Source organism: Marinobacter sp. ANT_B65 (genome assembly GCF_002407605.1).
GTDB lineage: Bacteria > Pseudomonadota > Gammaproteobacteria > Pseudomonadales > Oleiphilaceae > Marinobacter.
The window spans coordinates 2083819-2110010 of the sequence record NZ_NXGV01000001.1; the positions used below are offsets into that span (position 1 = coordinate 2083819).

19 protein-coding genes, 1 tRNA gene and 1 pseudogene are annotated in these 26192 nt (G+C 53.5%); 6 read left to right on the plus strand and 15 right to left on the minus strand.

Annotation, left to right across the window (positions count from 1 at the left end; genetic code table 11):
- Nucleotides 1-40: 40 nt before the first annotated feature.
- Entirely contained in the window at nt 41-2215 is a 2175-nt protein-coding gene (gene rlmKL, locus CPA50_RS09575) for a bifunctional 23S rRNA (guanine(2069)-N(7))-methyltransferase RlmK/23S rRNA (guanine(2445)-N(2))-methyltransferase RlmL (protein ID WP_096782410.1), read from the minus strand.
- A 318-nt stretch (nt 2216-2533) separates the two neighbouring features.
- Between rlmKL and rmf the strand changes: the two genes are divergently transcribed.
- On the plus strand, nt 2534-2746 hold the full coding sequence (rmf, locus tag CPA50_RS09580) for a ribosome modulation factor (RefSeq protein WP_096782152.1): 213 nt from the start codon (nt 2534-2536) through the stop codon (nt 2744-2746).
- A gap of 188 nt (nt 2747-2934) precedes the next feature.
- On the opposite strand, the gene CPA50_RS09585 is transcribed toward rmf, so the two are convergent.
- Nucleotides 2935-3954, minus strand: a complete 1020-nt coding sequence (locus CPA50_RS09585; RefSeq protein ID WP_096782153.1) for a quinone-dependent dihydroorotate dehydrogenase — start codon at nt 3952-3954, stop codon at nt 2935-2937.
- Between the two features lie 429 nt (nt 3955-4383).
- On the opposite strand from CPA50_RS09585, the gene CPA50_RS09590 reads away from it, so the two are divergent.
- Nucleotides 4384-5556: a cation diffusion facilitator family transporter gene (locus CPA50_RS09590; protein ID WP_096782154.1), complete on the plus strand. Its 1173-nt coding sequence runs from the start codon at nt 4384-4386 to the stop codon at nt 5554-5556.
- Between the two features lie 25 nt (nt 5557-5581).
- Nucleotides 5582-5788, plus strand: a pseudogene (locus CPA50_RS19805) (hypothetical protein); the annotation flags it as partial.
- 103 nt (nt 5789-5891) lie between these two features.
- Here the strand turns inward: CPA50_RS19805 and uvrB are convergent.
- Complete coding sequence (uvrB, locus tag CPA50_RS09600) at nt 5892-7955, minus strand: excinuclease ABC subunit UvrB (RefSeq protein ID WP_096782155.1); 2064 nt, start codon at nt 7953-7955, stop codon at nt 5892-5894.
- A 211-nt stretch (nt 7956-8166) separates the two neighbouring features.
- On the opposite strand from uvrB, the gene CPA50_RS09605 reads away from it, so the two are divergent.
- Together CPA50_RS09605 and CPA50_RS09610 are read left to right on the plus strand one after the other, a co-directional pair.
- Entirely contained in the window at nt 8167-9351 is a 1185-nt protein-coding gene (locus tag CPA50_RS09605) for a pyridoxal phosphate-dependent aminotransferase (protein ID WP_096782156.1), read from the plus strand.
- Nucleotides 9352-9420: 69 nt separating this feature from the next.
- A tRNA-Asn gene (locus CPA50_RS09610) sits at nt 9421-9496 on the plus strand.
- A gap of 229 nt (nt 9497-9725) precedes the next feature.
- Here CPA50_RS09610 and pyrF read toward each other — a convergent pair.
- From pyrF to purU, 12 genes are all read right to left on the minus strand, one after another.
- A complete protein-coding gene (gene pyrF, locus CPA50_RS09615; protein ID WP_096782157.1) occupies nt 9726-10436 on the minus strand; it encodes an orotidine-5'-phosphate decarboxylase in 711 nt (236 codons plus the stop codon).
- A gap of 32 nt (nt 10437-10468) precedes the next feature.
- The gene (gene lapB / locus CPA50_RS09620; RefSeq protein WP_096782158.1) at nt 10469-11638 is read right to left on the minus strand and encodes a lipopolysaccharide assembly protein LapB; all 1170 of its coding nucleotides are present in this window, start codon (nt 11636-11638) and stop codon (nt 10469-10471) included.
- Nucleotides 11638-11940 (minus strand): LapA family protein, encoded by a 303-nt coding sequence (locus CPA50_RS09625; RefSeq protein ID WP_096782159.1) that lies wholly within the window; start codon nt 11938-11940, stop codon nt 11638-11640. Before CPA50_RS09625 ends, lapB begins: the two co-directional genes overlap by 1 nt.
- A gap of 70 nt (nt 11941-12010) precedes the next feature.
- Nucleotides 12011-12307, minus strand: a complete 297-nt coding sequence (locus CPA50_RS09630) for an integration host factor subunit beta (RefSeq protein WP_071268191.1) — start codon at nt 12305-12307, stop codon at nt 12011-12013.
- A gap of 133 nt (nt 12308-12440) precedes the next feature.
- Entirely contained in the window at nt 12441-14135 is a 1695-nt protein-coding gene (gene rpsA, locus CPA50_RS09635) for a 30S ribosomal protein S1 (protein WP_096782160.1), read from the minus strand.
- Between the two features lie 130 nt (nt 14136-14265).
- Nucleotides 14266-14946: a (d)CMP kinase gene (gene cmk / locus CPA50_RS09640; RefSeq protein ID WP_096782161.1), complete on the minus strand. Its 681-nt coding sequence runs from the start codon at nt 14944-14946 to the stop codon at nt 14266-14268.
- Nucleotides 14946-17204, minus strand: a complete 2259-nt coding sequence (locus tag CPA50_RS09645; RefSeq protein ID WP_096782162.1) for a bifunctional prephenate dehydrogenase/3-phosphoshikimate 1-carboxyvinyltransferase — start codon at nt 17202-17204, stop codon at nt 14946-14948. The genes cmk and CPA50_RS09645 overlap by 1 nt, the downstream gene beginning before the upstream one ends.
- Nucleotide 17205: 1 nt before the next feature.
- Nucleotides 17206-18342: a histidinol-phosphate transaminase gene (gene hisC / locus CPA50_RS09650; RefSeq protein ID WP_096782163.1), complete on the minus strand. Its 1137-nt coding sequence runs from the start codon at nt 18340-18342 to the stop codon at nt 17206-17208.
- Nucleotides 18343-18382: 40 nt separating this feature from the next.
- Nucleotides 18383-19480 (minus strand): prephenate dehydratase, encoded by a 1098-nt coding sequence (gene pheA, locus CPA50_RS09655; protein WP_096782164.1) that lies wholly within the window; start codon nt 19478-19480, stop codon nt 18383-18385.
- A gap of 2 nt (nt 19481-19482) precedes the next feature.
- The gene (serC, locus tag CPA50_RS09660) at nt 19483-20565 is read right to left on the minus strand and encodes a 3-phosphoserine/phosphohydroxythreonine transaminase (protein WP_096782165.1); all 1083 of its coding nucleotides are present in this window, start codon (nt 20563-20565) and stop codon (nt 19483-19485) included.
- Nucleotides 20566-20615: 50 nt separating this feature from the next.
- Complete coding sequence (gene gyrA / locus CPA50_RS09665) at nt 20616-23243, minus strand: DNA gyrase subunit A (RefSeq protein WP_096782166.1); 2628 nt, start codon at nt 23241-23243, stop codon at nt 20616-20618.
- Between the two features lie 126 nt (nt 23244-23369).
- Entirely contained in the window at nt 23370-24224 is an 855-nt protein-coding gene (gene purU, locus CPA50_RS09670; protein WP_096782167.1) for a formyltetrahydrofolate deformylase, read from the minus strand.
- Between the two features lie 168 nt (nt 24225-24392).
- On the opposite strand from purU, the gene ggt reads away from it, so the two are divergent.
- A complete protein-coding gene (gene ggt, locus CPA50_RS09675; RefSeq protein ID WP_096782168.1) occupies nt 24393-26171 on the plus strand; it encodes a gamma-glutamyltransferase in 1779 nt (592 codons plus the stop codon).
- Nucleotides 26172-26192: the final 21 nt, after the last annotated feature.

Sequence of the window (26192 nt, forward strand, 5' to 3'; positions counted from 1 at the left end):
ACGAGCACATGGAAGTGCCCGCCCCCACCCCACCGGAATGCTATGCGCACTGCCGTATGTGCCAGCACCGGTGAATTCGCGCGTTGCGCTGAAAATCCTTGTCCAGGGTGCTTGCACTCACTTCCTCAACCTCAAATTCTGAAGCCAGCTCATCATCAAGTTTGAAGCGGCGGAAGTTGGTGGAAAAAATCAGCAGGCCGTCTGAGCTCAGCCTGACCATTGCCTGCCGGATCAGCTTCGCGTGATCTTTCTGTATATCCAGAACCCCTGCCATACGGGCAGAATTGGAAAACGTTGGCGGATCCATAAAAATCAGGTCGTAAACCTGATCAGGCCTTGGTTTTGCTGCCAGCCATGCCAGGCAATCCGTAGCCTCTACCTTGTGTTTACGAGGGTCAGCCCGGTTAAGCGCAAGATTATCCTCAGCCCATCCAGTGTAGGTTTTCGACAGATCCAGGCTTAAGGAGCGGCTGGCACCACCAACAACCGCGTGAACCGTCGCCGCACCGGTATAACAGAACAGATTCAGGAAACGCTTGCCTTGAGCGTGCTGCTGAATCCAGTGCCGCACAGGACGGTGGTCGAGAAACAGCCCGGTATCCAGATAGTCCTTGAGATTTACCTTCAAGGTGCAACCGTGTTCCTGTACCTGAAAAAACTCACCGCTGACATCCTGTTTTTCGTACTGACTGGTGCCCACCTGGCGCTGGCGCTGCTTGCAGATCATCCGCTCACGCTCAATGCCGAGAGCTTCCGGAATAACAGCCAATGCTTCTGCCAGGCGATCCCGGGCGGAACGCTCGTCAATCGATTTGGGAGCGGCGTATTCCTGCACATGCACCCAGCCTTCATAGATATCAATCGCCAACGCATATTCGGGCATATCCGCATCGTACAGCCGGTAGCAGCTTATTTGCTGCTTCCGTGCCCACTGCCCAATGGTTTTCATGTTTTTCTTCAGCCGGTTGCGCAGCATGGCTGCGCGCTCCTCATTGGCAATCCGGGGCAGAACTTCACCTGGCGCTGACGGTTCCCGGGGAGTACGTACACTGGCTTCATCCACCATAAACAACAGAAGCTGCGCAGGCAGCTTGCCGTTAAACAGCTTGTATTGCTTATAACTGCGCAGACCAATGGACTTGCCGAACTCCGGAGCACCAGTAAACACACCGAGCCGCCAGCCTGATGCGGCCTTTTTCACAGCATCGCCAAGCGATTCGTACAGGCCCGCAAGCGCTTTCCTGTCACTCAGCCGTTCACCGTAGGGAGGGTTTACCAGAACCAGACCGGTTTCCGCGCGGTCGTCTGCCAGTGCAAGCTCTTCAATTGGCTGTACATGGAACTCGATCAGATTATCAAGACCCGCACGCTGTGCGTTGTTGCGCGCAGTCGCTATAACACGACTGTCCTGATCGAAACCCAGAAATTTCGGCATTCTGCCCTGCTTACCCTCGTATGCACGTCTTTCCGCATCCTGACGCAGGGATAGCCAGGTCTCAGGCTGGTGCCCCAGCCATTTCTCAAAACCAAAACGCTCCTGCCGGCGACCGGGAGCTATATCCAGAGCCATCATCGCGGCTTCGATAACCAGAGTACCCGAACCACACATGGGATCGACGAAGTCGCCGCCAGCGGCTGCAATTTCAGGCCAGCCAGCACGCAAAAGCAATGCGGCTGCAAGGTTTTCCTTCAATGGCGCCAGGCCCTGCTCTGTGCGATAGCCACGTTGATGCAGGCTGTGACCACTGATATCGATACCCAGTGCCAGGCGGCCACGATGCAGTCGCGCCGATATAGTTACGTCCGGCATTTTTGCTTCCACTGCGGGGCGTTTCCCACCACTCATGGTAAAGCGATCCACGATGCCGTCTTTTACTCGCTGGGCTCCAAACTGGGTATTGCGGATTTCTTCATTTTCACCAATAAAATTGACACGGAAGCTGCCATCCACGGGAATATGCTTCTGCCAGTCAAGATGAACAACCCCATCGTAGAGTTCGTCCGCATTAGTAGCAGAAACCTCGTCTACATGAAGAATCACCCGGTTTGCCAGACGCGACCAGAGACAAGCCCGGTAACCGGCTTCAAGCGGACCTTCTACCCACGCACCCGCAGGTGCATTTCTCACCAGCGCAAGGCCCAGTGTGCTGAGCTCGTCCGCCAGAAGGTATTCAACACCCTTTGGGCAGGTTACAAAAAAGACAGATTTGGACAAGTTCAACTCCAGGTTCTCGGGCCACACCCGGTAAGTATCGGGAATAGCGGCGTTCATAGGTTTAGGGTAATTCTTCTTATCCATAAACGATCTAATAAATCTGTTTATAGACTAAAACGATAGTGTACTTCTACTCCGGGTTAAGCTTACCTTGTAGGTGACGCGTCGTTCGGGAAGGGTAACTCCCTTTCGTTAACAGGATCCTGACTGCTCTGGCTTGAGCTGGCAATAGTGGGTTATCCCGGAGTGGATTCCACATGCCGTAGCCACTGCAGAAGTGTACACGCTTGTTCTGTTAATCCATTAGTGAGGAACGGCATGAAAAGACAGAAAAGAGACATGTATGCTCGTGCATTCAAGCGGGGTTACCTCGCTGGCGTGTCCGGAAAATCCAAAGACAGCTGCCCACTCGAGCAGGTAGAAGTTCGCCAGGAATGGTTGAACGGGTGGCGTGAAGGCCGCACAGATCAATGGGATGGCATGACCGGCGTCTCCGGTATTCATAAACTGGCGAATGTCACCACTGCGTGATACTTGTCTAAACCCCGGTATCTTAATCTGATCTTTTAATACACATTGCTAACGCAGTATTCAGAGCAACCAAAACGGGGCCACCCGCCCCGTATCACGCGCTGAAGCGCGCAGGGGGTAACTCCCCGGATGGGCCCGTTACACGGGCCCATTTTTGTTTTTGCGGCTATACACCGTTTTATCAACAGCTACCTGATCTTTCGGATTGCATCTATAGCTTCGCTGATCAGCTCCGGCCCACGATAAATAAAGCCAGTATAAATCTGAACCAGCCTGGCGCCCGCAAGGATCTTTTCAGCCGCACTCTCCCCATCGGTAATACCGCCCACACCGATAATAGGCAGATCGTCACCAAGTTCTGCATACAACCCCTGGATTACCCGCAGGGACGCTTCACGAACCGGCGCACCACTGAGCCCGCCCGCCTCTTCTGCATGAACATGGCCAGCAACAGCATCACGGCTTATGGTGGTGTTCGTGGCAACAACGCCATCCAGGCCGGCTTCTTTCAACGCTGACGCGACAAATCGAATGCCCTCATCATCCATATCCGGAGCAATCTTGACAGCCATAGGTACGTAGCGGCCAAACTGACTCTGGCATTTCAGCTGCTCATCCTTGATGGCGTCAAGCAGGCCTTTCAGGGAGTCACCAAACTGAAGATCTCTCAGACCAGGGGTATTGGGGGAGGAAACGTTTACTGTAATATAGTCAGCTCGGGTATATACGGCAGAAATACCTTTTCGGTAATCCGACTCAGACTCTTCATTGGGCGTGTTTTTATTCTTGCCAACATTAATGCCGAGAATTCCCTGATACCTGCGCCTGTCCACACGCTCCAGCATGTGGGCCAGCCCTTCATTGTTAAAACCCATACGATTAATAATGGCCTGATGCTCCGGTAACCGGAACATACGGGGCCTGGGATTGCCGGGCTGAGCCAGCGGCGTAACGGTTCCGACCTCTATAAACCCGAATCCTAGTGCGCCAAGAGCATCTACATGATCTGCGTTCTTATCCAGACCTGCAGCAAGCCCCACCGGGTTAGGAAATTCCAGACCCATAACCTTCACTGGCAGAGATTCTGTTTTCGGTGCAAAAGCACCCAGCACCCCCAGACGATGCGCAATATCAAGTCCGTTTAATGCAACGGAGTGGGCATGTTCAGGTGATAACCGGAAAAGCAGGTTGCGAAGAACGCAATACATCTCAAAACTCCTCGACAAAATTCTGAGCGCGAGTATACCGGAAGTTTTCCACAGCGACCCGGTCACACCCAAAATGAGAACTGGGCATCCATATCTCCAAGCTCTGAGAAGCTTGTCCACGGAATCTGTGGATAACCCTGTTGAAAATTACGGGGCAACGCTGGCAACCCCTTGTGATCTGCGCCAGCCTACAGATTGATCATTTTTTGATCAGTTTATTTATTCTTTATTTTCAAGGAGTTAAATGTTCTTCGTTGTAATTCAAACAAAAATCCGACGAAATTGCATTCAAAGGCATGACTGCTCAAGTGTGCATAAAACATACAAAAAGTGTCACAAACCTGTTCGTACTCCTTTTTGCCATGACTTCCTAACATTCGCCATGAATAAGGCTATACTGCTCTTCGCAAACTGATCTGGAGTTTTTCAATGCAGCAATCCGGCTCCCCCGCCCAACGTCATCGTGAAAACCTCGCGGTGGAAATGAAAGCGGCTACACGGGTTACTGTTATAGGAATGGTTCTCGATGCCTTTCTGGGAATCATTAAAGTTATCGGTGGCGCCCTTTTCCATTCTCAGGCTCTCCTCGTCGACGGCATACATTCGTTCACCGATGTAGCATCCGACCTTGTCGTACTTGTCGTGATGAAACTGTCACGCCAGGAACCGGACGATAATCATCCATACGGCCATCAACGCATTGAAACCTTTGGCACTCTGGTGCTGGGCAGCATTCTTATTGCCGTAGGCGCAGCACTCGCCTGGGAAAACACACTCAGGCTCATCGAAGGCGGAGTTGTTGCCATTCCGGAATGGCCCGTGCTGGTCGCGGCGGCAGTATCTGTCATAGGCAAGGAGTGGATTTTCCGTTATACCCGCCATATCGGCCAGGCTATCCGTTCGGACCTTATTATCGCCAATGCCTGGCACAGCCGCACCGATGCCTTTTCTTCCATGGTCGTTCTGGTTTCAACAGTTGGAGCCATGCTTGGGCTGGTGTGGCTGGACTTGCTTGCGGCTGTAGTCATTGCGGTCATCATTATCCACATTGGCTGGAAGTTTACCTGGGACAGCGTTCAGGAACTGGTGGACACCGGGCTCTCCCCTGAAGATACCGATATGCTGAAAACCATAGCCCGTAACACCGACGGTGTTCTCAATGTTCATGAGCTTCGCAGCCGCCGTATGGGGCAAGACATCCTGCTGGACATTCACCTGGTTGTGCGACCAGAAATAAGCGTATCCGAGGGTCACCAGATTGGCATGCAGGTGGTGGCAGGAATGCGTAATGCACTGGAGAATATCCTCGACATCAACTTCCATATTGATGCCGAAAACGATGAAGATCTGTTCCCGACAACCAAAAAGCTGCCTTCCCGGGCGGAAGTGGGGAAAATCATTGCGGAACACCTGGGAGAGATTCCACAACGCAGCCGTTTGCGGCTTCACTATCTCAGGAACAAGGTACACCTGGAAATTTTTCTGGACGAGTCTGACCCGGATACGATATTCACTTCAGAAAATGTCCGGCATCACCTTGAAGGCTACCCCTGGTTTGGCAGTGTGAGGATATGGGTAGCCGGGCCCAACCACACCGACTGACAGCAGGCCCGCCGCCAGCGATGACCTGAACGCCCTTCTGCAACCTGAACATCGCTGTTTTACTGCATACCGACTATCGCGCCGCAGCTTCCGGCGATTCCCCGACATGCCCCGTGACAGGCTGGTTGTGGCTGAGTCCGGAAGCGGGTCTGAAACTGAACTTCTGGGCTATCGCCAGTTCGGGACTTACAGGGACTATTGCGAAGATCACGGGCCGGCGCTGCGCTTTGAAGCCAGCGCTGGATAAACACAGACTGCCCGCTACGGCAGCGACCAGCCGCTTCAGGCCGCAGTAATTATCGGCCCGAAGCGCTGAAGACGTTCCTCAGGCAAACCTAGCCTGTTCGCAGCGCTGCCTCTTTAAGGCCGGAGATTTCATCCCTCAAACGAGCGGCTGCCTCGAAATCCAGTTCCGATGCGGCCTTGTACATCTCATCCTCGAGGCGCGCAACTTCTTTAAGCAACTCCTGCGGAGAACGACGGCCAACCTTTGCACGATATTGTTCAGCTTCTTCAGCCGCTTTATCTCCCGGCCGGGCGGCTTTATGCCGGCCGCGGCCACCACCGCCCCCCGCACCTTCCATGACGTCGGCAATTTTCTTGTTGAGGCCTTGCGGCGTAATGCCGTGCGCTTCGTTATGTTCCGCCTGTTTCGCACGCCGGCTCTCAGTCACATCAATGGCTCGCTGCATGGAGCCTGTAATCCGGTCACCGTAAAGAATGGCCTTGCCATTCAGGTTCCGTGCAGCCCGGCCAATAGTCTGAATCAATGAACGCTCGGAACGCAGAAAACCCTCCTTGTCAGCGTCCAGAATGGTTACCAGCGATACCTCCGGCATATCCAGACCTTCCCGCAGCAGGTTGATGCCCACAAGCACATCAAACTCCCCCCGACGCAAGTCGCGGATAATCTCTACACGCTCGACCGTATCAATATCCGAGTGCAGATAACGCACACGGATATCGTGTTCCATAAGAAAGTCAGTGAGATCTTCCGCCATGCGTTTGGTAAGCGTGGTGACCAGAACCCGTTCGTCAACTTTCACACGTGCGTGTATTTCAGACAGCAGGTCGTCAATCTGTGTGGACGCCGGCCGGACTTCAATAACCGGATCCAGCAAACCGGTAGGCCTGACAACCTGCTCGACTACCTGCCCTGCATGTTCAGCTTCATAGTTTCCTGGCGTGGCAGAAACAAAAATCATCTGGGGCGCAATACGCTCCCACTCATCAAACCTCATAGGGCGATTATCGAGCGCAGATGGCAGGCGAAAACCGTACTCCACCAGGGTTTCTTTCCGGGACCGGTCACCTTTATACATGGCGCCAATCTGTGGAATGGTCACGTGGGACTCATCAACAACCAACAACGCATCAGCCGGCAGATAATCAAACAATGTCGGGGGGGCTTCACCGGGAAGCCGGCCGGAAAGATAGCGAGAGTAGTTCTCAATACCGTTGCAGTAGCCCAACTCGTTCATCATTTCCATATCGTAGCGGGTGCGCTCCTCCAGCCTTTGGGCTTCAACCAGGCGATTGTTATCCCGCAACTGTTTCAGGCGCTCTTCCAGTTCAACCTTGATACGTTCCGCGGCATCCAGCACCGTCTGCCGTGGCGTAACATAGTGAGATTTTGGATAAATCGTGATTCTGGGGACGCGCCGGAGTACTTCCCCTGTGAGCGGATCAAAGTAACTGAGGTTTTCCACCTCGTCATCAAACAACTCAATACGAACGGCTTCCTTTTCCGATTCCGCCGGGAACACGTCAATGACATCACCCCGCACCCGGTAATTGGCACGGTGGAATTCGATGTCATTACGGGTGTACTGCAGTTCAGCCAGGCGGCGCAAAATATGCCGCTGGTCTATCTTGTCGCCCCGGTCCAGATGCAACATCATTTTAAGATAGGACTTGGGATCGCCCAGACCATATATTGCCGACACTGTTGCTACGATAATTGCGTCGGGGCGCTCAAGCAGAGCCTTGGTAGCGGACAACCGCATCTGCTCGATGTGCTCATTAATGGATGCGTCTTTCTCGATAAAAGTGTCAGACGAGGGAACGTATGCCTCTGGCTGATAATAATCATAATAAGACACGAAGTATTCCACGGAATTATCCGGAAAGAACTCGCGAAATTCACCGTATAACTGGGCTGCCAGGGTTTTGTTGTGGGCCATGATAATGGTTGGCCTCTGCACTTCCTGGATCACGTTGGCAATGGTGAACGTTTTGCCCGAACCTGTAACACCCAGCAATGTCTGGTGTGCCAGGCCGGAATGAATACCATCTACGAGCCCTGCAATAGCCTTGGGCTGGTCGCCCGCAGGCTGAAACGGCGAATCAACTTTGAAAAGACCGCCTTTATCTGAACTGCTGGAATCGTTACTGGCCATAATTGGCAGACAACCTCCACTGACTCAACATGTGTATACGAGCCGGGTCTTATCACTGCACGACCGGGCCTGAGAGAAATTTAGTGTTACGCCGGCTTCATGGTACCATCAACGCGATCGACGGCTGGGCGAAAATCAGCCGCCATTAGGCAAGGATTCAGACACCCCGCCGGTCACGGACCTATCAGACGCAGCTTTAAGGAGCGCAAGTTTGGACCTTCAACTTTCCAGCCGAGTACAGGCAATCAAGCCATCCCCCACCCTCGCGGTAACCAACAAAGCTGCCGAACTGCGCGCAGCAGGCCAGGATATAATTGGCCTTGGCGCCGGCGAGCCGGACTTCGATACCCCGGATCACATCAAACAGGCAGCCATTAAGGCCATCAACAATGGCCAGACCAAGTACACCGCCGTTGATGGTACGCCGGCCCTGAAGAAAGCGATTATTTCGAAGTTCAAACGGGATAACGGTCTGGAATACGAAGCTAACCAGGTACTGGTATCAAGTGGTGGCAAACAGAGCTTTTTCAACCTTGCTCTGGCCACACTGAACCCTGGCGACGAAGCGATTATCCCTGCACCCTACTGGGTCTCTTACCCGGATATGGTTCTGGTTGCTGAAGGCAAGCCGGTTATCATCGAAACCAGCGCAGAAACCCGCTTCAAAATCACTCCTGAACAGCTGGAAAACGCCATTACCGAGCGTACCCGACTGTTCGTGATCAACAGTCCTTCCAACCCAAGCGGCATGGCTTATACACTGGAAGAGTTGCAGGCGATTGGCGAAGTGCTGAAGAAGTACCCTGACATCATGATAGCCACGGATGACATGTACGAGCCTATCCTCTGGACTGGCAAGCCTTTCTGCAACATTCTGAATGCGACTCCGGAGCTTTACGAGCGTACCTTCGTACTCAACGGTGTATCCAAGGCTTACTCAATGACAGGCTGGCGCATCGGCTATGCCGCTGGCCCGGCCCGGATCATCGGTGCCATGAAGAAGATCCAGTCCCAGAGTACATCCAACCCGGCATCCATTTCCCAGGCTGCAGCACAGGCAGCCCTGGATGGCCCTCAGGAGTGCGTCGCGGAGATGGTCAAGGCGTTCAAGGAACGTCATGACTGGCTGGCAGATGCTCTGAATACATTGCCGGGTGTTGAATGCCTGAAAGGTGACGGCACTTTTTATGTATTCCCGAGTTTTCACGGCGCAATTGAAGCAGACTCCAGTGTCAGTAACGATGTGGAGTTTGCTGAAAAACTGCTGAGCGAAGCCGGCGTTGCTCTGGTTCCTGGCTCTGCATTTGGCTGCCCCGGCCATATGCGCCTGAGTTTTGCCACCAGCATGGATAACCTGAAGCAAGCGATTGAGCGTTTGCGGAAAGCTCTGAATTAAAAACTTTGCCAAGGGGTTGACGAGGCGGCGGTGTAATCATATTATACGCGCCTCGTCACATGACGACGTTCCCTGATAGCTCAGTTGGTAGAGCAACGGACTGTTAATCCGTTTGTCGCTGGTTCGAGCCCAGCTCGGGGAGCCACTATTTTAAAGCCCGCTAATTCTCTGAATTAGCGGGCTTTTCGTTTTGGACCTTCCTTTTCCCTAAGCTGCCTGGCCTGGCGTTTGGTGTGGTGTGGTGGTGCCTGCCTCCCAAAAACCGCTACGAGCACATTCATGTGCGCTTGTCTCCGGCCATCCCTGGCCTACGACATTTTTGGGAGGCAGGCACCACCACACCTCTCTGTCTGCGCAATATGCGCTAAAACAGGTTAAAGACCAATCACCTCAGAATGAATGGCCTCCAGAGCGGCTAAGGGATCAGCAGCCTGTGTAATGGGTCGACCTATAACAAGGTAGTCTGAACCGGCTTTGAGAGCATCGCTGGGGGTCATAATGCGCTGCTGGTCGCCTTTTTCTGCAGTTAGCGGCCGGATACCCGGGGTAACAAGCCGGAAGTCGACACCCTGTTCATTTTTGAGCCTGGAGGCTTCTTGAGCGGAACAGACTACACCGTCCAGGCCGCAGTTTCTGGTGAGCGTGGCGAGCCTCGAAACCTGCTGTTCCGGCGAGTCGGTAATTCCTATGCCCGCAAGATCTTCAACACCCATACTGGTGAGAACCGTAACGGCTATCAGCAGCGGCTTATCTGCGCCGAAGCTCTCCAGACGCTCACGGCAGGCCAGCATCATTTTTTCGCCGCCAGAGGCGTGCACGTTCACCATCCACACACCCAGATCAGCTGCTGCAACTACAGCGGCTGAAGCTGTATTGGGAATATCGTGGAATTTCAGATCCAGAAATACATCAAAACCACTATTCTGCAAACTCTCAACGAGCCGGGGACCTGAACGGGTAAAGAGCTCCTTGCCAACTTTCAACCTGCATTTGGCCGGATCGAGCTTGTCAGCCAGTTCCAAAGCAGGCATTTCAGCCGGAAAGTCGAGGGCGACGATTATTCTGGGGTCGTTAGAAGTCTGCACGTTGAAATGTCCTGAGGGGTGTCGATAAATGATTATTCGGCTTCAACGCCCTGAATCGGGCGCACGGTTTCCCATTGCTTACAACTCGGGCACAACCAGTGAAGCTGCTGCCCAGAGAAACCACAACTTACACAGCGGTAAACCGGCCGGTTGGCAAGAACCAGATGGCCTATGCGGCTGACCAGACGGCCTTCGTCGGTGATCATACCTTTTTCAAAACCTGCCATCTCCATCAGCCGTAACAGGCCTCGCATACTGGGCCGGATTTCAAGCTCCTGGCGCAGCAGATCTATTGCAGCCGAACGACCGGAAACCCGCTCAACCGACTCAACCAGAGCCAGCAGCAGGCTGGTGCCAGGGTATGCCTCATAAAGTTTACGCAGCTTCCTGACCAACCGGCCGATATCACCGTGTTCATGTTCCAGCTTCATCAGGCGATCAATGGCTTCAGGGCCAAAGTCCGGATTCTGATCAAACACTTTCAGACCCTGATTGCCCGCCTCACGGTAACTGCCCTGCCGGATAAGAATCTTCATCAGTATAAGCGTGGCCCGAACACAGGAGCGGTCATAATCCAGAGCTTCCCGAGCAAATTTCTGGGCAGCCCAACGATCATCTCTGCCAAGTGCCTGCTCTGCCAACTCACAGGTAAGGTACGCAAGATCCTTTAACATCGATGGCGCTGCATCGCTTTTGATAAGGGTACGGGCAACGTCAGAGGCCTTACCCCACTCTTTTTCCTGTTGATAAACCTCGATGAGCTGCTGGGCAGCTTTCCGGCCGTAATCACGATCTCCCATTAACTGTTGCAGCAATGCCTCGGCACGATCAAGCAGGCCGGCATTAAGAAAATCCATAGCCAGCTCAAGTGTTACCTGAGGGGAGAATCGTGGAGGCAGTTCGGGCCTTGCGAGCAGGTTTTGATGAACCAGAATGGCCCGGTCCGTTTCACCTTTATTGCGGAAGTGCCGGCCAATAGAAAGATGGAGGCTAACTGTGTCCTTGTTGACGACCAAAGACTGCACAAAATCATCTACGGCCTGATCAGAATAGTTGGTAAACAGAAACTGTAACCGATCCTTGACCGATTCTTCGTCTGCAATTTCCGTTCGGGTCCGGCTACGGTCGCTACCAAGCCGACCGATAAACCAACCAACGGCAACTGCAATCGTCAACAGCAGCCACTGAAACACCATATCCATTAAATAGCCCGGTCGTTCTGAACCCTGGACTTCTCCAATGCCTGCTCGGCACGATCAAGTCGCTTCTGAAGAGTTCGGCGCGAAACCGACGTGCGAAAGGTGGCCAGCATCGTCATCAGAACTCCAACCAGCGCACCGATGATAAAAGACATGATAATCCAGACGGCGACACCATGAGGCGGGGTCTCGAATACCAGAAAGTTAAGAGCAACAGCCATCTGATTATTCAGCGAAAACACGAGCGCCAGCAGTATCAGGACCAGTACCAACAGAATTAATAGAATTTTCTGCAACCCTGCCATAGCTTCAGTTCTCCCTAACGCTGATAAAGTGCCCGGATTATAGGCTTTTCGCTTCAGGAATCAAAAGCCGTTAAAAGCCTTGCTTCAAACTGTCATTCACCTGCTCGCGCAATTCCTTGCCTGGCTTGAAGTGAGGAACATGTTTTGCAGGTAACTGCACAGCTTCGCCTGTCTTCGGGTTCCGACCCGTGCGAGCCGCCCGATGATGAAGGGAAAAACTGCCAAATCCCCGTATTTCAATTCGCTGTCCGTTTGCAAGCGATTGGGACATATGCTCAATAATCGTTTTCACCGCCAGCTCTACATCTTTAACCGAAAGCTGCGTTTGCTTTGAGGCAATTAATTCGACCAGTTCAGACTTCGTCATGAGGCACTTCCCTCTATTCTTTTTTTATTCGGCCGTTGGCTGCCGAATTCCCACTCCTCCAGTTTAGCCAAAACGTAAAAAAACACAAAAAAAACGGGCTCTTAGAGCCCGTTTTTTTCGTACCAACCGGAGATTAGTCCTTATTGGCGTTTTGCTGCTGCATTTGTTCCTTGATGAGATCACCAATGGTGGTCGCACCCGAGGATGTTTCTGCAGTTTTGCTGCGTACCGTATCAATAGCCTGCTTGTCGTCTTCTACGTCCTTGGACTTGACAGACAGGTTGATAACACGGTTTTTGCGATCGATGCTGATGATCTTCGCTTCGACTTCTTCGCCTTCTTTCAGAGCGTTACGCGCATCTTCAACGCGATCACGGCTGATTTCAGAAGCTTTCAGAATCGCTTCAACTTCTTCGTTCAGAGCGATAGTGGCTTGCTTGGCGTCAACGGCGGAAACAGTGCCTTTAACGATAGAGCCCTTGTCGTTCAGCTGAACAAACTCGGCGAACGGATCGCTTTCGAGCTGCTTGATACCCAGGGAGATGCGCTCACGCTCGGGATCTACAGAAAGGATAACGGTGTCAACATCGTCGCCCTTCTTGTATTCACGAACCGCTTCTTCGCCTGTTTCGTTCCAGCTGATATCAGACAGGTGAACCAGACCATCAATGCCACCGTCCAGACCGATGAAGATACCGAAGTCAGTGATTGACTTGATCTTACCGGAGATGCGGTCGCCCTTGTTGAAGTTGCCGGAGAAATCTTCCCATGGGTTGGATACGCACTGCTTGATACCCAGGGAGATACGACGACGCTCTTCGTCGATGTCCAGAATCATCACGCCCACTTCGTCGCCAACATTAACGACTTTGGATGGGTGGATGTTCTTGTTGGTCCAATCCATTTCAGATACGTGAACCAGACCTTCAACGCCTTCTTCCAGCTCAGCAAAACAGCCGTAGTCGGTCAGGTTGGTTACACGTGCAGTAACCTTGGTACCTTCAGGGTAACGGCCTTTGATATCAACCCAGGGATCTTCACCCAGTTGTTTCAGACCCAGAGATACACGGTTACGCTCACGATCAAACTTCAGAACCTTAACGTTGATCTCGTCGCCAACATTTACGATTTCGCTCGGATGCTTAATGCGCTTCCAGGCCATATCGGTAATGTGCAGCAGGCCGTCAACACCGCCCAGATCTACGAACGCGCCGTAGTCAGTCAGGTTCTTGACGATACCTTGAATTGACAGACCTTCGGTCAGGGTTTCCAGCAGAGCTTCACGCTCGGCGCTGTTTTCAGCTTCCAGAACGGCGCGGCGGGAAACAACCACGTTGTTACGCTTCTGGTCCAGCTTGATAACCTTGAATTCGAGCTCTTTGTTCTCCAGGTGCGCAGTATCACGAACCGGACGAACGTCTACCAGGGAACCCGGCAGGAACGCACGAATACCAGCCAGATCAACGGTGAAACCACCCTTGACCTTGCCATTAATAATACCTTTGACCACTTCTTCAGCTTCGAAGGACTTCTCGAGTACCTTCCAGGATTCAGCACGCTTGGCCTTTTCACGGGAAAGACGGGTTTCACCGAAACCATCTTCCACTGCATCCAGTGCTACGTCGACAACGTCGCCAATAGCTACTTCCAACTCGCCTTTTTCATTCAGGAACTGGGAGGCGGGGATAACGCCTTCGGACTTCAGTCCGGCGTTAACTGTGACCCAGTCGCTATCGACATCAACTACGGTTCCCTGGACGATGGAACCTGGTTTCATGTCAATTTCTTTTAGACTTTCTTCAAAAAGATCCGCAAAGCTCTCGCTCATTATGAGTCCTATAGGTTCAATGCAAGTATGCTCCGTGTCGCCAGCAACACGGTCTGTTAATAAGTTCCGGAATCAGCCAGCGGCTGGCAGATTACGCTGTTCCCGGTATTTCAACGACAAAAAGATGCCGTCAGGCATGGCCCACTGCTGCCATACACCTGTCCAACACCTCTTCTATACTCAACCCCGTAGAATCAATGACTTGCGCATCATCTGCGGGTTTGAGAGGGGCTGCGGAACGGTTCATATCCCGTTCATCACGAACCCGTATCTCCTCCAAAAGGGCATCAATACTAACATCGACACCCGCTGCCTTCAACTGGCTGAAGCGTCGGCGTGCCCGCTCTTCGGCACTGGCGGTCAGAAAAATCTTGACCGGCGCATCCGGAAACACAACTGTACCCATATCCCGGCCATCGGCTACCAACCCCGGCCCCTGCCGGAAGTCGCGCTGGCGCTGCAAAAGCGCATCCCGGACTGGCTGCATCACAGCAATACGGGATGCATCGTTGCCACAGGTTTCTGTACGAATATCAGAGGTAACATCTTTTCCAGCCAGCATTACTTTTACAGGCTCACCCTCAGGCGTTGGCTCAAAAGCCACATCTAGCGATACCGCTACACGAGCCAACTGAACTTCATCGTCCAGCGCTACGTTCTGGCGATTTGCAGCAAGGGCTGTCAACCGGTAAAGCGCACCGCTGTCCAGCAGATGCCAGCCCAGCTTTCTGGCCAGCATCTGAGTCACCGTCCCCTTGCCCGAACCGCCCGGGCCGTCTACGGCGACAACCGGCGCATTGCTTTCCGACATTACTTTGCTCCCTGATCCACGACAGCTTCGGATGTTTCGGCGGAGATATTGATGCCGGTCCCCCTGGCAATCTCTACAAAACCGGGAAATGAGGTTGCTACATTGGCGCAGTCATTTACTTCAATCTCGCCCGTCGCCCGCAACGAAGCCACGGCAAAAGACATGGCGATACGGTGGTCACCATGGCTCTGAACAGAGCCGCCTTTGATGGTCTGACCGCCCTCAATCACAATGCCGTCCGCCATTACCTCTGTTTCCACACCGAGTGTCGCCAGACCATCAGCCATCACCTGAATGCGGTCACTTTCCTTTACCCGCAACTCTTCAGCCCCCGACAGCACCGTACGACCGGTAGCACAAGTGGCGGCGATGAACAGCGCCGGAAATTCGTCGATCGCCAGAGGCACCTGGTCTTCGGGTATATTTATTCCCTTAAGCTCAGCGGAGCGTACTCGAAGATCCGCAACCGGCTCTCCACCAATTTCACGCTCTGCCGATACCTCAATATCCGCGCCCATCTGCCTCAGAATGCTGATTACACCCACCCGTGTCGGGTTCATACCCACATGGCGCAGAGTCAGATCAGAGCCCGGAGCGATACTGGCCGCGACAAGAAAGAAAGCCGCCGATGAAATATCGGCAGGAACGTCAATACAGCTTGCTGTCAGCTTACCGCCGCCACTGAGGCTGACCGTAGAGCCATCGCGCTCTACTTTATAACCAAAACCGGTGAGCATACGCTCTGTGTGGTCCCGCGTGGGCGCAGGCTCGGTAACTGACGTAGTGCCGTCAGCATAGAGGCCAGCAAGTAACAGGCAGGATTTCACCTGGGCGCTGGCAATCGGCATATCGTAATGAATGCCTTTAAGCTGCTTGCCCTGGCTGCCACGAATTTTCAAAGGCGGGCGACCGCCCTCTGCCGTGTCAATAACCGCCCCCATGGAACGCAGCGGATCCGCAACCCGGTTCATAGGCCGGACTGACAGACTGGCATCGCCGGTAAGCTCGGACTCAAATGACTGCGCAGCCAGAAGACCAGAGAACAATCGCATGCCCGTACCTGAATTGCCCAGATAGATCGGCCCACGGGGGGCCTGAAGGCCATGCATTCCAACACCGTGAATGCGCACGAACCCGTCGTCCGGGCCCTCAATAGTAACCCCCATATCCCGGAACGCCTGTATCGTTGCGAGACTGTCTTCACCTTCAAGAAAACCTTTCACTTCGGTTATGCCTTCGGCCAAAGCTCCAAGCATGATTGAGCGGTGGGAAATAGACTTGTCCCCTGGCACCCGTATATCACCGATGACTTTGCCACCGGGCTGAAGACGAAACGTCACCTGATTTTCACTGTTATTTGTCACGTAAGCCTGTCCTGAAAGCATTTTTGAAAAATGTTCGCGTGCCGCCTTGGCGCGACTGAATACGCGCAACAGCGTGGCGCCGTCCTGGTCTGCAATCGCAGTGCGCAACTGATCCAGATCATGAGTAAAGTGATCAATCACCCGGAGAACCGCGTCGCGATTGGAAAGAAAAATATCGTGCCACATAACGGGATCGCTCGCGGCGATCCGTGTGAAATCACGAAATCCGCCCGCCGCATACCGGAAAATATCCATATTCTCATCTTCCCCGGCCAGAGTATCGACCAGCGAGAAGGCAATCAGATGGGGAAGATGGCTGGTCGCAGCCAGCACCTCATCGTGATACGCCACGGACATAGTAAGTACGGTGGCACCGCATGCCTCCCACAAAGCCCTGAGCCTGTCCAGATGGGAATGGCTGACGTTATCAGGCGGAGTCAGTATAACTTTATGATTTGCAAACAGGTCGGGATTGGCGGCACGGATACCACTTCTTTCCGACCCGGCAATGGGGTGCCCGGGAATAATACGGGGCGGAAACTCTCCGAATACCGCCTCAACATCTTTTACAAAGCCGGATTTAGTACTGCCAACGTCGGTCAGAATCGCATCTGCCGCAAGATGAGGGCGTATCTCTTCAAGCACCTTGCGGGTTGCCTGCACCGGCACAGCCAGCACAACAAGATCAGCACCCTGCACTGCTTCTGCAGTCGTCTCGGCAACCGTATCAATTATACCCAGCGACTGACCCAACAGAAGGTCATCTTTGCGCGTATCTGCACCAACAACTTCCCGGGCCAGGCTGTTCCTGCGAATAGCACTGGCCAACGAACCACCTATCAGGCCAAGCCCGATAATGGCAACACGCTGAAAGAGCGGTTCGCCGTTCGACACCTCAGGCTCCCTGCCCTGAAGCAGCCAGAGCCTTTGGAAGCGCATTGATAAAATAATCGTTCTGCTCAGGCAGGCCAACAGTAACCCGAAGGTAATCAGGCATTCCGTAACCCGCAACCGGACGCACAATAACACCTTGAGCCAGCAAAGCCTGGTAAACACCCATGGCTTGCGGCCCCACCTCAACAGCCACAAAGTTTCCGGATGAAGGGATATAGCGGAGCCCCATCTGGTCAAAAGCCTGTTCCAGCTGTTTCAATCCGGCGGTGTTCACTTCACGGGAGCGCTGCAAATAACCTTCATCGTCGAGCACCGCCGTGGCGGCTGCCAGGGCGACGGAGCTTACATTGAAAGGCTGGCGAACGCGGTTCAGGATATTGGCGATAGCCGGCGAACTGATGCAGTACCCGACACGCAGAGCCGCAAGGCCCCAGGCTTTGGAAAATGTACGGCAGACAATCAGGTTCGGAAAACGGGCCAGCAAGGCAACACCAACACCAACACCGTCCGGATCCTTCTCCCCGGTCATATACTCGCAGTATGCCTCATCCAGAACCACCAGCACGTCTTCAGGTATCTTACCCAGAAAGGCTTCAATGGCATCTGAATCATGCACTGTTCCCGTGGGGTTATTCGGGTTGGCTATAAATATCAACCTGGTCTTGTCTGTAACGGCCGCCGCCATGGCATCCAGGTCGTGGCCCCAGTCCCTGGCCGGCACAGCAACAGCTTTCGCGCCAATAGCCTGAGTAACAATCGGGTAAACCGCAAATGCATACTGGGAAAACACAATCTCGGAATCCGTCCCGGCAAAGCAACGGGCAATCACTTCGAGTACGTCGTTTGAGCCGTTTCCAAGCGTAATCTGGTCAGCCCCAACGCCAAGTCGCGCGGACAGCTTCTGTTTCAGGTCAAACCCGTTGCCATCGGGGTACAGGCAGAGGTCTGTCATCGCGTTTTCGGCTGCCAAGACGGCTTTCCTGCTCGGCCCCAAAGGGTTCTCATTACTGGCGAGTTTGATAATCTCCGCCGGATCGAGCCCCAGCTCACGGGCCAGCTCACTGATAGGCTTGCCCGGCTGATAGGGAGACAGGGCCTGAACGCCTTTTACCGCAAGGCTTTGATAATCAATTGCCATAATCCTTCCTTAACTGACTGATCTCAGAGCTATCCAGAGACTAAAGAACACCAATGGGGTAAGAGCCCAAACGCTTGAGCTCAACAGCTTCTTCTTCCACCTCGGCCAGCACTTTATGGGCCGGCTCATCGCCCATATGCCCTTCAAAATCTATGTAGAACACATAAGCCCAGGTGCCACTGGGTGACGGCCGGGTCTCAATCCGTGTAAGGCTGATCCCATGGCTGTGAAACGGCTCCAGCAACTGATAAAGCGCGCCCGGCTTGTTTCTCATTGAAACAAGAATCGATGATTTGTCATGCCCGCTGGCCTGAACTTCTTCGCGGCCAATAATCAGGAATCGCGTGGTATTGTCTGGCCGGTCTTCTATACAGTCCGCCAGCTTTTCCAGACCATATAACTCCGCTGCCATGTCGCCGGCAATCGCAGCAGTACCCGGCTCCTTGGCTGCACGACGTGCAGCTTCAGCATTGCTGGACACCGTTACCCGCTCAATGCCGTAGCGATGAGTGTCCAACCATTGACGGCACTGGGCAAACGATTGCTGGTGCGAGTATATCCGGGTAATTTCCTGGTCCCGGAATTCCGGTGAAACCAGCAGGTGATGATGGATTCGCAACTGTACTTCACCACAGATCTTAAGCGGTGAGGACATGAACATATCGAGGGTGTGATTGATCATGCCCTCTGTAGAGTTCTCAACAGGCACGACACCATAATGCGCAGCTCCGGATTCCACTTCACGGAAAACCGCATCAATCGCCGGCATAGGAACGCTGACAACCGAGTGCCCGAAATGCTTGAGCGCAGCCGCCTGGGTAAAGGTGCCGACAGGCCCCAGAAAGGCAATATGCATGGGCTTTTCCAGAGCCAGGCACGCCGACATTATCTCGCGAAACAACCGGGCCATTTCCTCATCTGCCAGAGGGCCGGGGTTAGCCTCCTTGATGCGGCGCAGTACCTGGGCTTCCCGTTCCGGGCGGTAGAAAAACACATCTTCCCCCGGATTCGCAGCCATTTTTACATGGGCAACTTCCTGGGCACATTTGGCGCGAGCACTGATCAGCTCCATGATCTGCTGATCAAGGCTGTCTATTTCTTCCCGCAGTTCTCCAAGACGGACCTGCTCATCACTCATGATCAGCCCCGCTCCTTCGCAAATTCTGTCATGTACTGAATCAGCGCATCCACGCCCGCCTCAGGCATAGCATTGTAGATACTGGCGCGCATACCACCGACTGACCGATGACCAGCGAGATTCAGTAAACCACGGTCGTTGGCTCCTTCGAGGAACATACTGTTCAGAGCATCGTCTTGCAGCGTAAAAGGTATGTTCATCCAGGAGCGGAAACGCGGATCTATGGGGTTGGCATAAAACTCATTGGTATCAATGAAGCCATACAGTTTTTCTGCCTTGCGCCGGTTAATCTCGCCCATGGCCTTAACACCACCCTGGGCTTTCAGCCACTTGAACACCAGCCCGGCAAGATACCAGGAGTATGTCGCAGGCGTGTTGTACATGGAGCCGTTATCAGCAATCACCTGGTAGTTCATCATGGTCGGTGTTTCCTTGCGGGCTTTGCCCAGAAGGTCCTTCCGGATAATGACAACAACCAGCCCCGAGGGGCCAATGTTTTTCTGGGCACCAGCATAAATCAATCCGAACTTCGAGATATCCACCGGGCGCGACAGCATATTAGAGGACATATCCGCTACCAGCGGTACATCTGCGCTTTCGGGAACGAAATCGAATTCCAGACCACCGATGGTTTCATTGGGCGTGTAATGCAGATATGCCGCATCGGCACTGGTCTGCCAGGACCCCTGCTCCGGAATACTGGCGAAGCCGCTGCCCTCAGAGCTGGCAACTACATTCACATTCCCGTAGCGCTGAGCCTCGGCAATGGCTTTTTTCGACCATATACCAGTGTTTACATAATCCGCAGACGCCTTGTCCCCAAGCAGATTCAGGGGAATTGTAGAGAACTGGCTGGAAGCTCCACCTTGCATAAAGAGAACGGCGTAATCATCTGATACTCCAGCTAATTCACGCAAATCCTGCTCAGCAGTTTCGGCAATTTTCACAAACTCGTCACTGCGATGACTCATTTCCATCACGGACATGCCTGTGCCACGCCAGTCCAGCATCTCATCCCGTGCCTGTGCCAGCACGCTCTCCGGCAAGGTTGCCGGACCTGCACAAAAATTATACGCCCTGCTCATGTCTCTGTGGTCTCTCACGTCATGCGGATTCGTTGTTCGGCAGTGCTGGCTTATTCCTCGCCAGCATCCTGTTCCGGACTGCTGTCTGCGCTTTCATCTGTTGAAGTCTCTTCACCTTCGACATCAGCGTCTTCGATGTCCTCATCGTCGGTTTCGGCAATCCGCTCCACACCGACCAGGCGCTCGTCTTCCTGGCTTAGCCTGATCAGGCGCACGCCCTGTGTATTCCGGCTAAGAACAGACACTTCATCTGTGCGGGTACGAACCAGGGTACCCTTATCGGAAATAAGCATCATTTCATCGCCATCGAACAGCTGTAGCGCTGTTACCAGGTTGCCGTTACGCTCGGAACATTGCATGGCGATAACGCCCTGACTGCCACGACTGTAGGTCGGAAACTCATCAATCGCAGTACGTTTACCGTAGCCATGCTCACTGGCGGTCAGGATCACACCGCCTTCCTGAGGAATAATCAGGGAGACCACGTGATAACCTTCCGGCATCCTGATGCCACGTACGCCACGGGCCGTCCTGCTCAGCGGGCGAACGGCTTCTTCATTGAAGCGAACCGCTTTACCTGCCGAGGAGAACAGCATGATTTCGGCATCACCTTCCGTTATCGCAGCGCCAATCAGCGTATCGCCTTCATCAAGAGACAAGGCAATCAGACCACTGCTGCGGGGGCGTGAGAAGTTCGGCAAAGGTGTTTTCTTTACGACGCCCGCAGACGTTGCCATCAGAACAAACTGATTTTCCGGGTAGTCCCGCACTGGCAGGAAGGTGGTAATACGCTCACCCTCTTCCAGCGGCAGAATATTTACCATTGGCCGGCCGCGGGACGCACGGCTGGCACGGGGAATCTCGAACACTCGCAGCCAGTAAACTTTGCCACGGTTCGAGAAACACAGAATGGTGTCATGGGAGTTTGCAACCAGCAACTTCTCAACAAAGTCTTCGTCTTTCATTGAGGTCGCGGCCTTGCCTCGCCCACCACGGCGCTGAGCCTGATAATCTTCAACCGCCTGGGTCTTGGCATAACCACTATGGGAAATGGTTACTACCAGGTCTTCTTCATCAATCAGATCGGCAATCGTGAGATCACGCTGGGAACTGGTTATTTCAGTGCGGCGTTCGTCACCGAACTCTTCTACCACGGCTTCCAGCTCTTCACGGATAACCTGCATCAGGCGATCCGGGTCACCCAGGATTTCAAGCAGCCCTGCAATTTTCTCAAGGATTTCCCTGTACTCGTTCTGAAGCTTTTCAGTCTCCAGACCGGTCAGACGGTGCAGACGCATATCCAGGATAGCCTGGGTCTGTTCCGGCGACATGAAGTACAGGCCGTCACGCAGACCGTAGATTTCCGGCAGATCGTCCGGGCGACAGGCATCTTCGCCAGCACGCTCAAGCATCGCCATCACATTACCGGGCGCCCAGCCTCTAGCCATGAGTTTTTCTTTGGCTTCCAAAGAGCTTGGGGACGCCTTGATAAGCTCGATCATTTCATCAATGTTGGCCAGAGCAACTGTCAGGCCTTCAAGAATGTGCCCACGCTCACGGGCTTTACGCAGTTCAAATATGGTACGACGCGTCACCACTTCACGGCGGTGACGCACGAAAGCATCCAGCATTTCCTTGAGATTAAGGATTCTGGGCTCGCCATCTATCAGCGCGACCATGTTGATACCGAACACAGTCTGCAACTGGGTATGCTTGAACAGGTTGTTGATCACAACCTCCGGGTTCTCACCGCGGCGCAGCTCTATGAAAACACGGATACCTTCCTTGTTGGATTCATCCCGCAGTTCGGTGATGCCTTCCAGACGCTTTTCCTTCACCAGCTCGGCGATCTTTTCGATCAGGCGGGCCTTGTTCAGCTGATACGGCAGCTCGGTGATGATGATGGCATCACGATTGGTTTTCTTGTCGTGTTCAATTTCGTGACGGGCGCGGATATAAATACGACCACGACCAGTACGATAGGCCTCAACAATGCCAGCGCGGCCATTGATGATGCCCTCGGTGGGGAAATCCGGTCCGGGAATGAACTCCATCAGCTCATCCACGGTAAGATCCGGGTTATCAATCAGCGCCAGACAGCCATTGACCACTTCCGTCAGGTTATGGGGCGGAATATTGGTGGCCATACCCACGGCGATACCTGATGAACCGTTCACCAGCAGATTCGGAACCCGGGTAGGCATTACCTCGGGAATTCGTTCTGTGCCGTCGTAGTTGTCGACAAAATCTACGGTTTCTTTATCAAGATCCGCCAACAGGGAGTGTGCAATTTTCTCCATGCGGATTTCGGTGTAACGCATGGCTGCTGCGTTATCACCATCGATAGAACCGAAGTTTCCCTGGCCGTTTACCAGCGGATAACGCAGGGAAAATGGCTGAGCCATACGAACGATAGTGTCGTAAACCGCAGAGTCACCGTGCGGGTGGTATTTACCGATAACATCACCCACCACACGGGCAGACTTCTTGTAGGCCTTGTTCCAGTCGTTATTCAGTTCGGACATTGCGAACAGAACACGACGGTGAACCGGCTTGAGGCCATCCCGCACGTCCGGAAGCGCTCGCCCGACGATAACGCTCATTGCGTAATCCAGGTAAGACTGCTTCAGTTCATCTTCAATATTGACCGGCAGGATCTCTTTGGCTAATTCACCCATCGAGAAAGGTTCCTTTGCGTTATCTGGAAGTCGTTTCAGGGCCGTATCCCGGCCCCGTAGTTATTCATCAACAAGCCGCCAACTCTACCACAGTCGCACCCTTTCAGGGGCATCTGCTGGGCATCCTTAATCAAATACTACGGTCTTGTTTTCGTAGGTGATTACGCGATCCTCAATATGAGAGCGCAACCCCCGGGCAAGAACGTTTTTCTCCACATCCTTACCAAGACGCACCATGTCATCAATGGTATCGCTATGGGTAATACGGATGACGTCCTGCTCAATAATAGGCCCCTGATCAAGATCCTGGGTCACGTAATGGCAAGTGGCCCCGATCAGCTTGACCCCACGGCTATAAGCCTGATGGTAAGGCCGTGCTCCGGCGAAGGACGGCAGAAAACTGTGGTGAATGTTGATCACCTTACCGGCGTACCTTGCACAAAGGTCGGGCGGAAGAATCTGCATATACCGTGCGAGAACCACCACATCGACTTCGTAATTCCGGAAAAGCTCGTCAATGTGGGCAAACGCCTCTTCGCGATTGTCCTTGCTCACCGGAATATGGTGATATGGAATTTCATGCCATTCAACCATGCGGCGCAAATCATCATGATTAGAGACGACTGCAACGATCTCGGCATTGATTTCCTTACTGTGCCAGCGGTACAGGAGATCAGCCACACAATGGGACTCCTTACTGCACATCAGGATGACTTTTTTGGGCTGGGCCGAGTCGGCGATATGCCAGTGCATATCAAACTCCCGGGCAATCGGCTCAAACGAGGCACGGAATTGATCGAGGCCAAACGGAATAGACTCGGCCTTGATCTCGTGGCGCATGAAGAACCGGCCGGTGTGGGTATCCGAATGATGACTGGCTTCGGTGATCCAGCCATTATAAGTCGACAGAAAATTACTCACCTTGGCGACAATTCCAACCCTGTCCGGGCAGGAAATCACAAGACGGTAGGTATGCTCCATGAAAACCTTTCCTTAACTGACAAACGGGAAAGCAGGTACACCGGAAACCATTACCGAAACAACTGCCGGACCAGTCAGCCAGAACAGTGATCGGGGTTGGCGGTACGCACCCTGTAAAATGACGCGCTATCATAGCCTATATGGACATCAGAAACGAGGAGCGGAGACATGGGCAGAGACCTACACCGGCAAACACAGAAAACCCGATTCACCGGACGCTCAGGCGGCATGAGTGCGCTCACCCTGGCAACGCTTCTGACAGTGTGCGTTACAACGCTGGCAACACCGGCTTTCAGTCAGGCCATTATCGAGGGCGAACGGTTTCACCCTGCCAGCGCCCGCCAGGGTATGGTGGCAACGAGCCACACTCTGGCTACAGAAGTCGCGCTGGAAGTACTGAAAAACGGCGGAAACGCAGTGGATGCAGCGGTTACCGCAGGCTTTGCACTGGCTGTCACTCAGCCGAGATCAGGCAATATCGGTGGCGGTGGTTTTATGCTGATATCAAAAGGCGACGGCTCCGAGCCTGAAGCTATCGACTACAGGGAAAAGGCGCCATCAGCTGCCACGGAAACCATGTATCAGGATGAATCCGGCGAGGTGGTACAGAATCGTAGCCGGTTTACCCACCTGGCCGCAGGCGTTCCCGGTACTGTTGCCGGCCTTGCCATGGCTCTGGAGCGCCATGGAACAATATCTCTGAAACAGGCTCTGGCACCTGCCATCAAACTCGCCAGAGAAGGGTTTATCGTTCCTCAACGCTTCAGCGAAGGCCTTGAACAGGCCCGGGAACGGCTTCAGCGCTGGCCTGCAACTCTGGAAACCTTTTACAAAGACGACGGCTCAGCCTGGCAAGCTGGCGAACGTTTCCGGCAACCGGAACTTGCTGACACGCTTCAGCGTATCGCCGACGAGGGTGTAAAAGGTTTTTACGAGGGTAAAACCGCACAACTGATTGTTGAGGAGATGGAGAGGCACGGAGGTCTCATCACCCGGCAGGATCTTGAAGACTACCAACCGATTGCGCGCGCTCCGGTACACGGAAGTTACCGGGGTTACGATATCTATTCAATGTCGCCTCCCTCCTCCGGCGGCACACATATCGTCCAGATACTGAATATTCTTGAGGGCTATCCAATCAGGAAACTTGGCCACAATTCGGCCGATACGATTCATTACATGGCCGAGGCCATGAAACTGGCTTACGCCGACCGCTCACAATATCTGGGTGATACGGATTATGTAGACGTGCCGCTAAAAGGACTTACAAGTAAGCCTTACGCTGAAGAGCTGCGCCAGGGTATAGAACAGGATAAGGCCCGCCCTGCAGAGGATATCCGCCCCGGCCAGCCAGCTGGTTACGAAAGCCCGGAAACTACCCACTTTTCGGTTGTCGACAAATGGGGCAATGCGGTATCAAACACCTACACCATCAACTTCAGCTACGGTTCGGGGATTACCGTGCAGGGTGCCGGTTTTTTACTTAATAATGAAATGGATGATTTCAGTGCCAAACCAGGCGTTCCCAACGCTTACGGTCTGATCGGCGGCGAGGCAAACAAGGTAGAACCGGGTAAACGCATGCTCAGCTCCATGTCGCCAACCATCGTACGCAAAGGCGACCGTAACTTTCTGGTAACCGGTAGTCCGGGTGGCTCGCGGATCATCACCACCACTTTGCAGGTGATCATGAATGTGATTGATCACGACATGAACATTCAATCAGCTGTCAGCGTGCCCCGCATCCATCACCAGTGGCTTCCGGATGAAATCCGCGTAGAACAGGGTATCAGTGCAGACACAGTGCGCTTGCTTGAAAATCGTGGCCACAAAGTGGTAACCAATTCTGCCATGGGCGCTATTCAGAGTATCATGATCGGAGACGACGGTACTTTGTACGGCGGTGCAGACCCGAGGCGCAGCACTTCCTCGGCCATGGGCTTCTGAGACAGAAGCCATGCAGATACA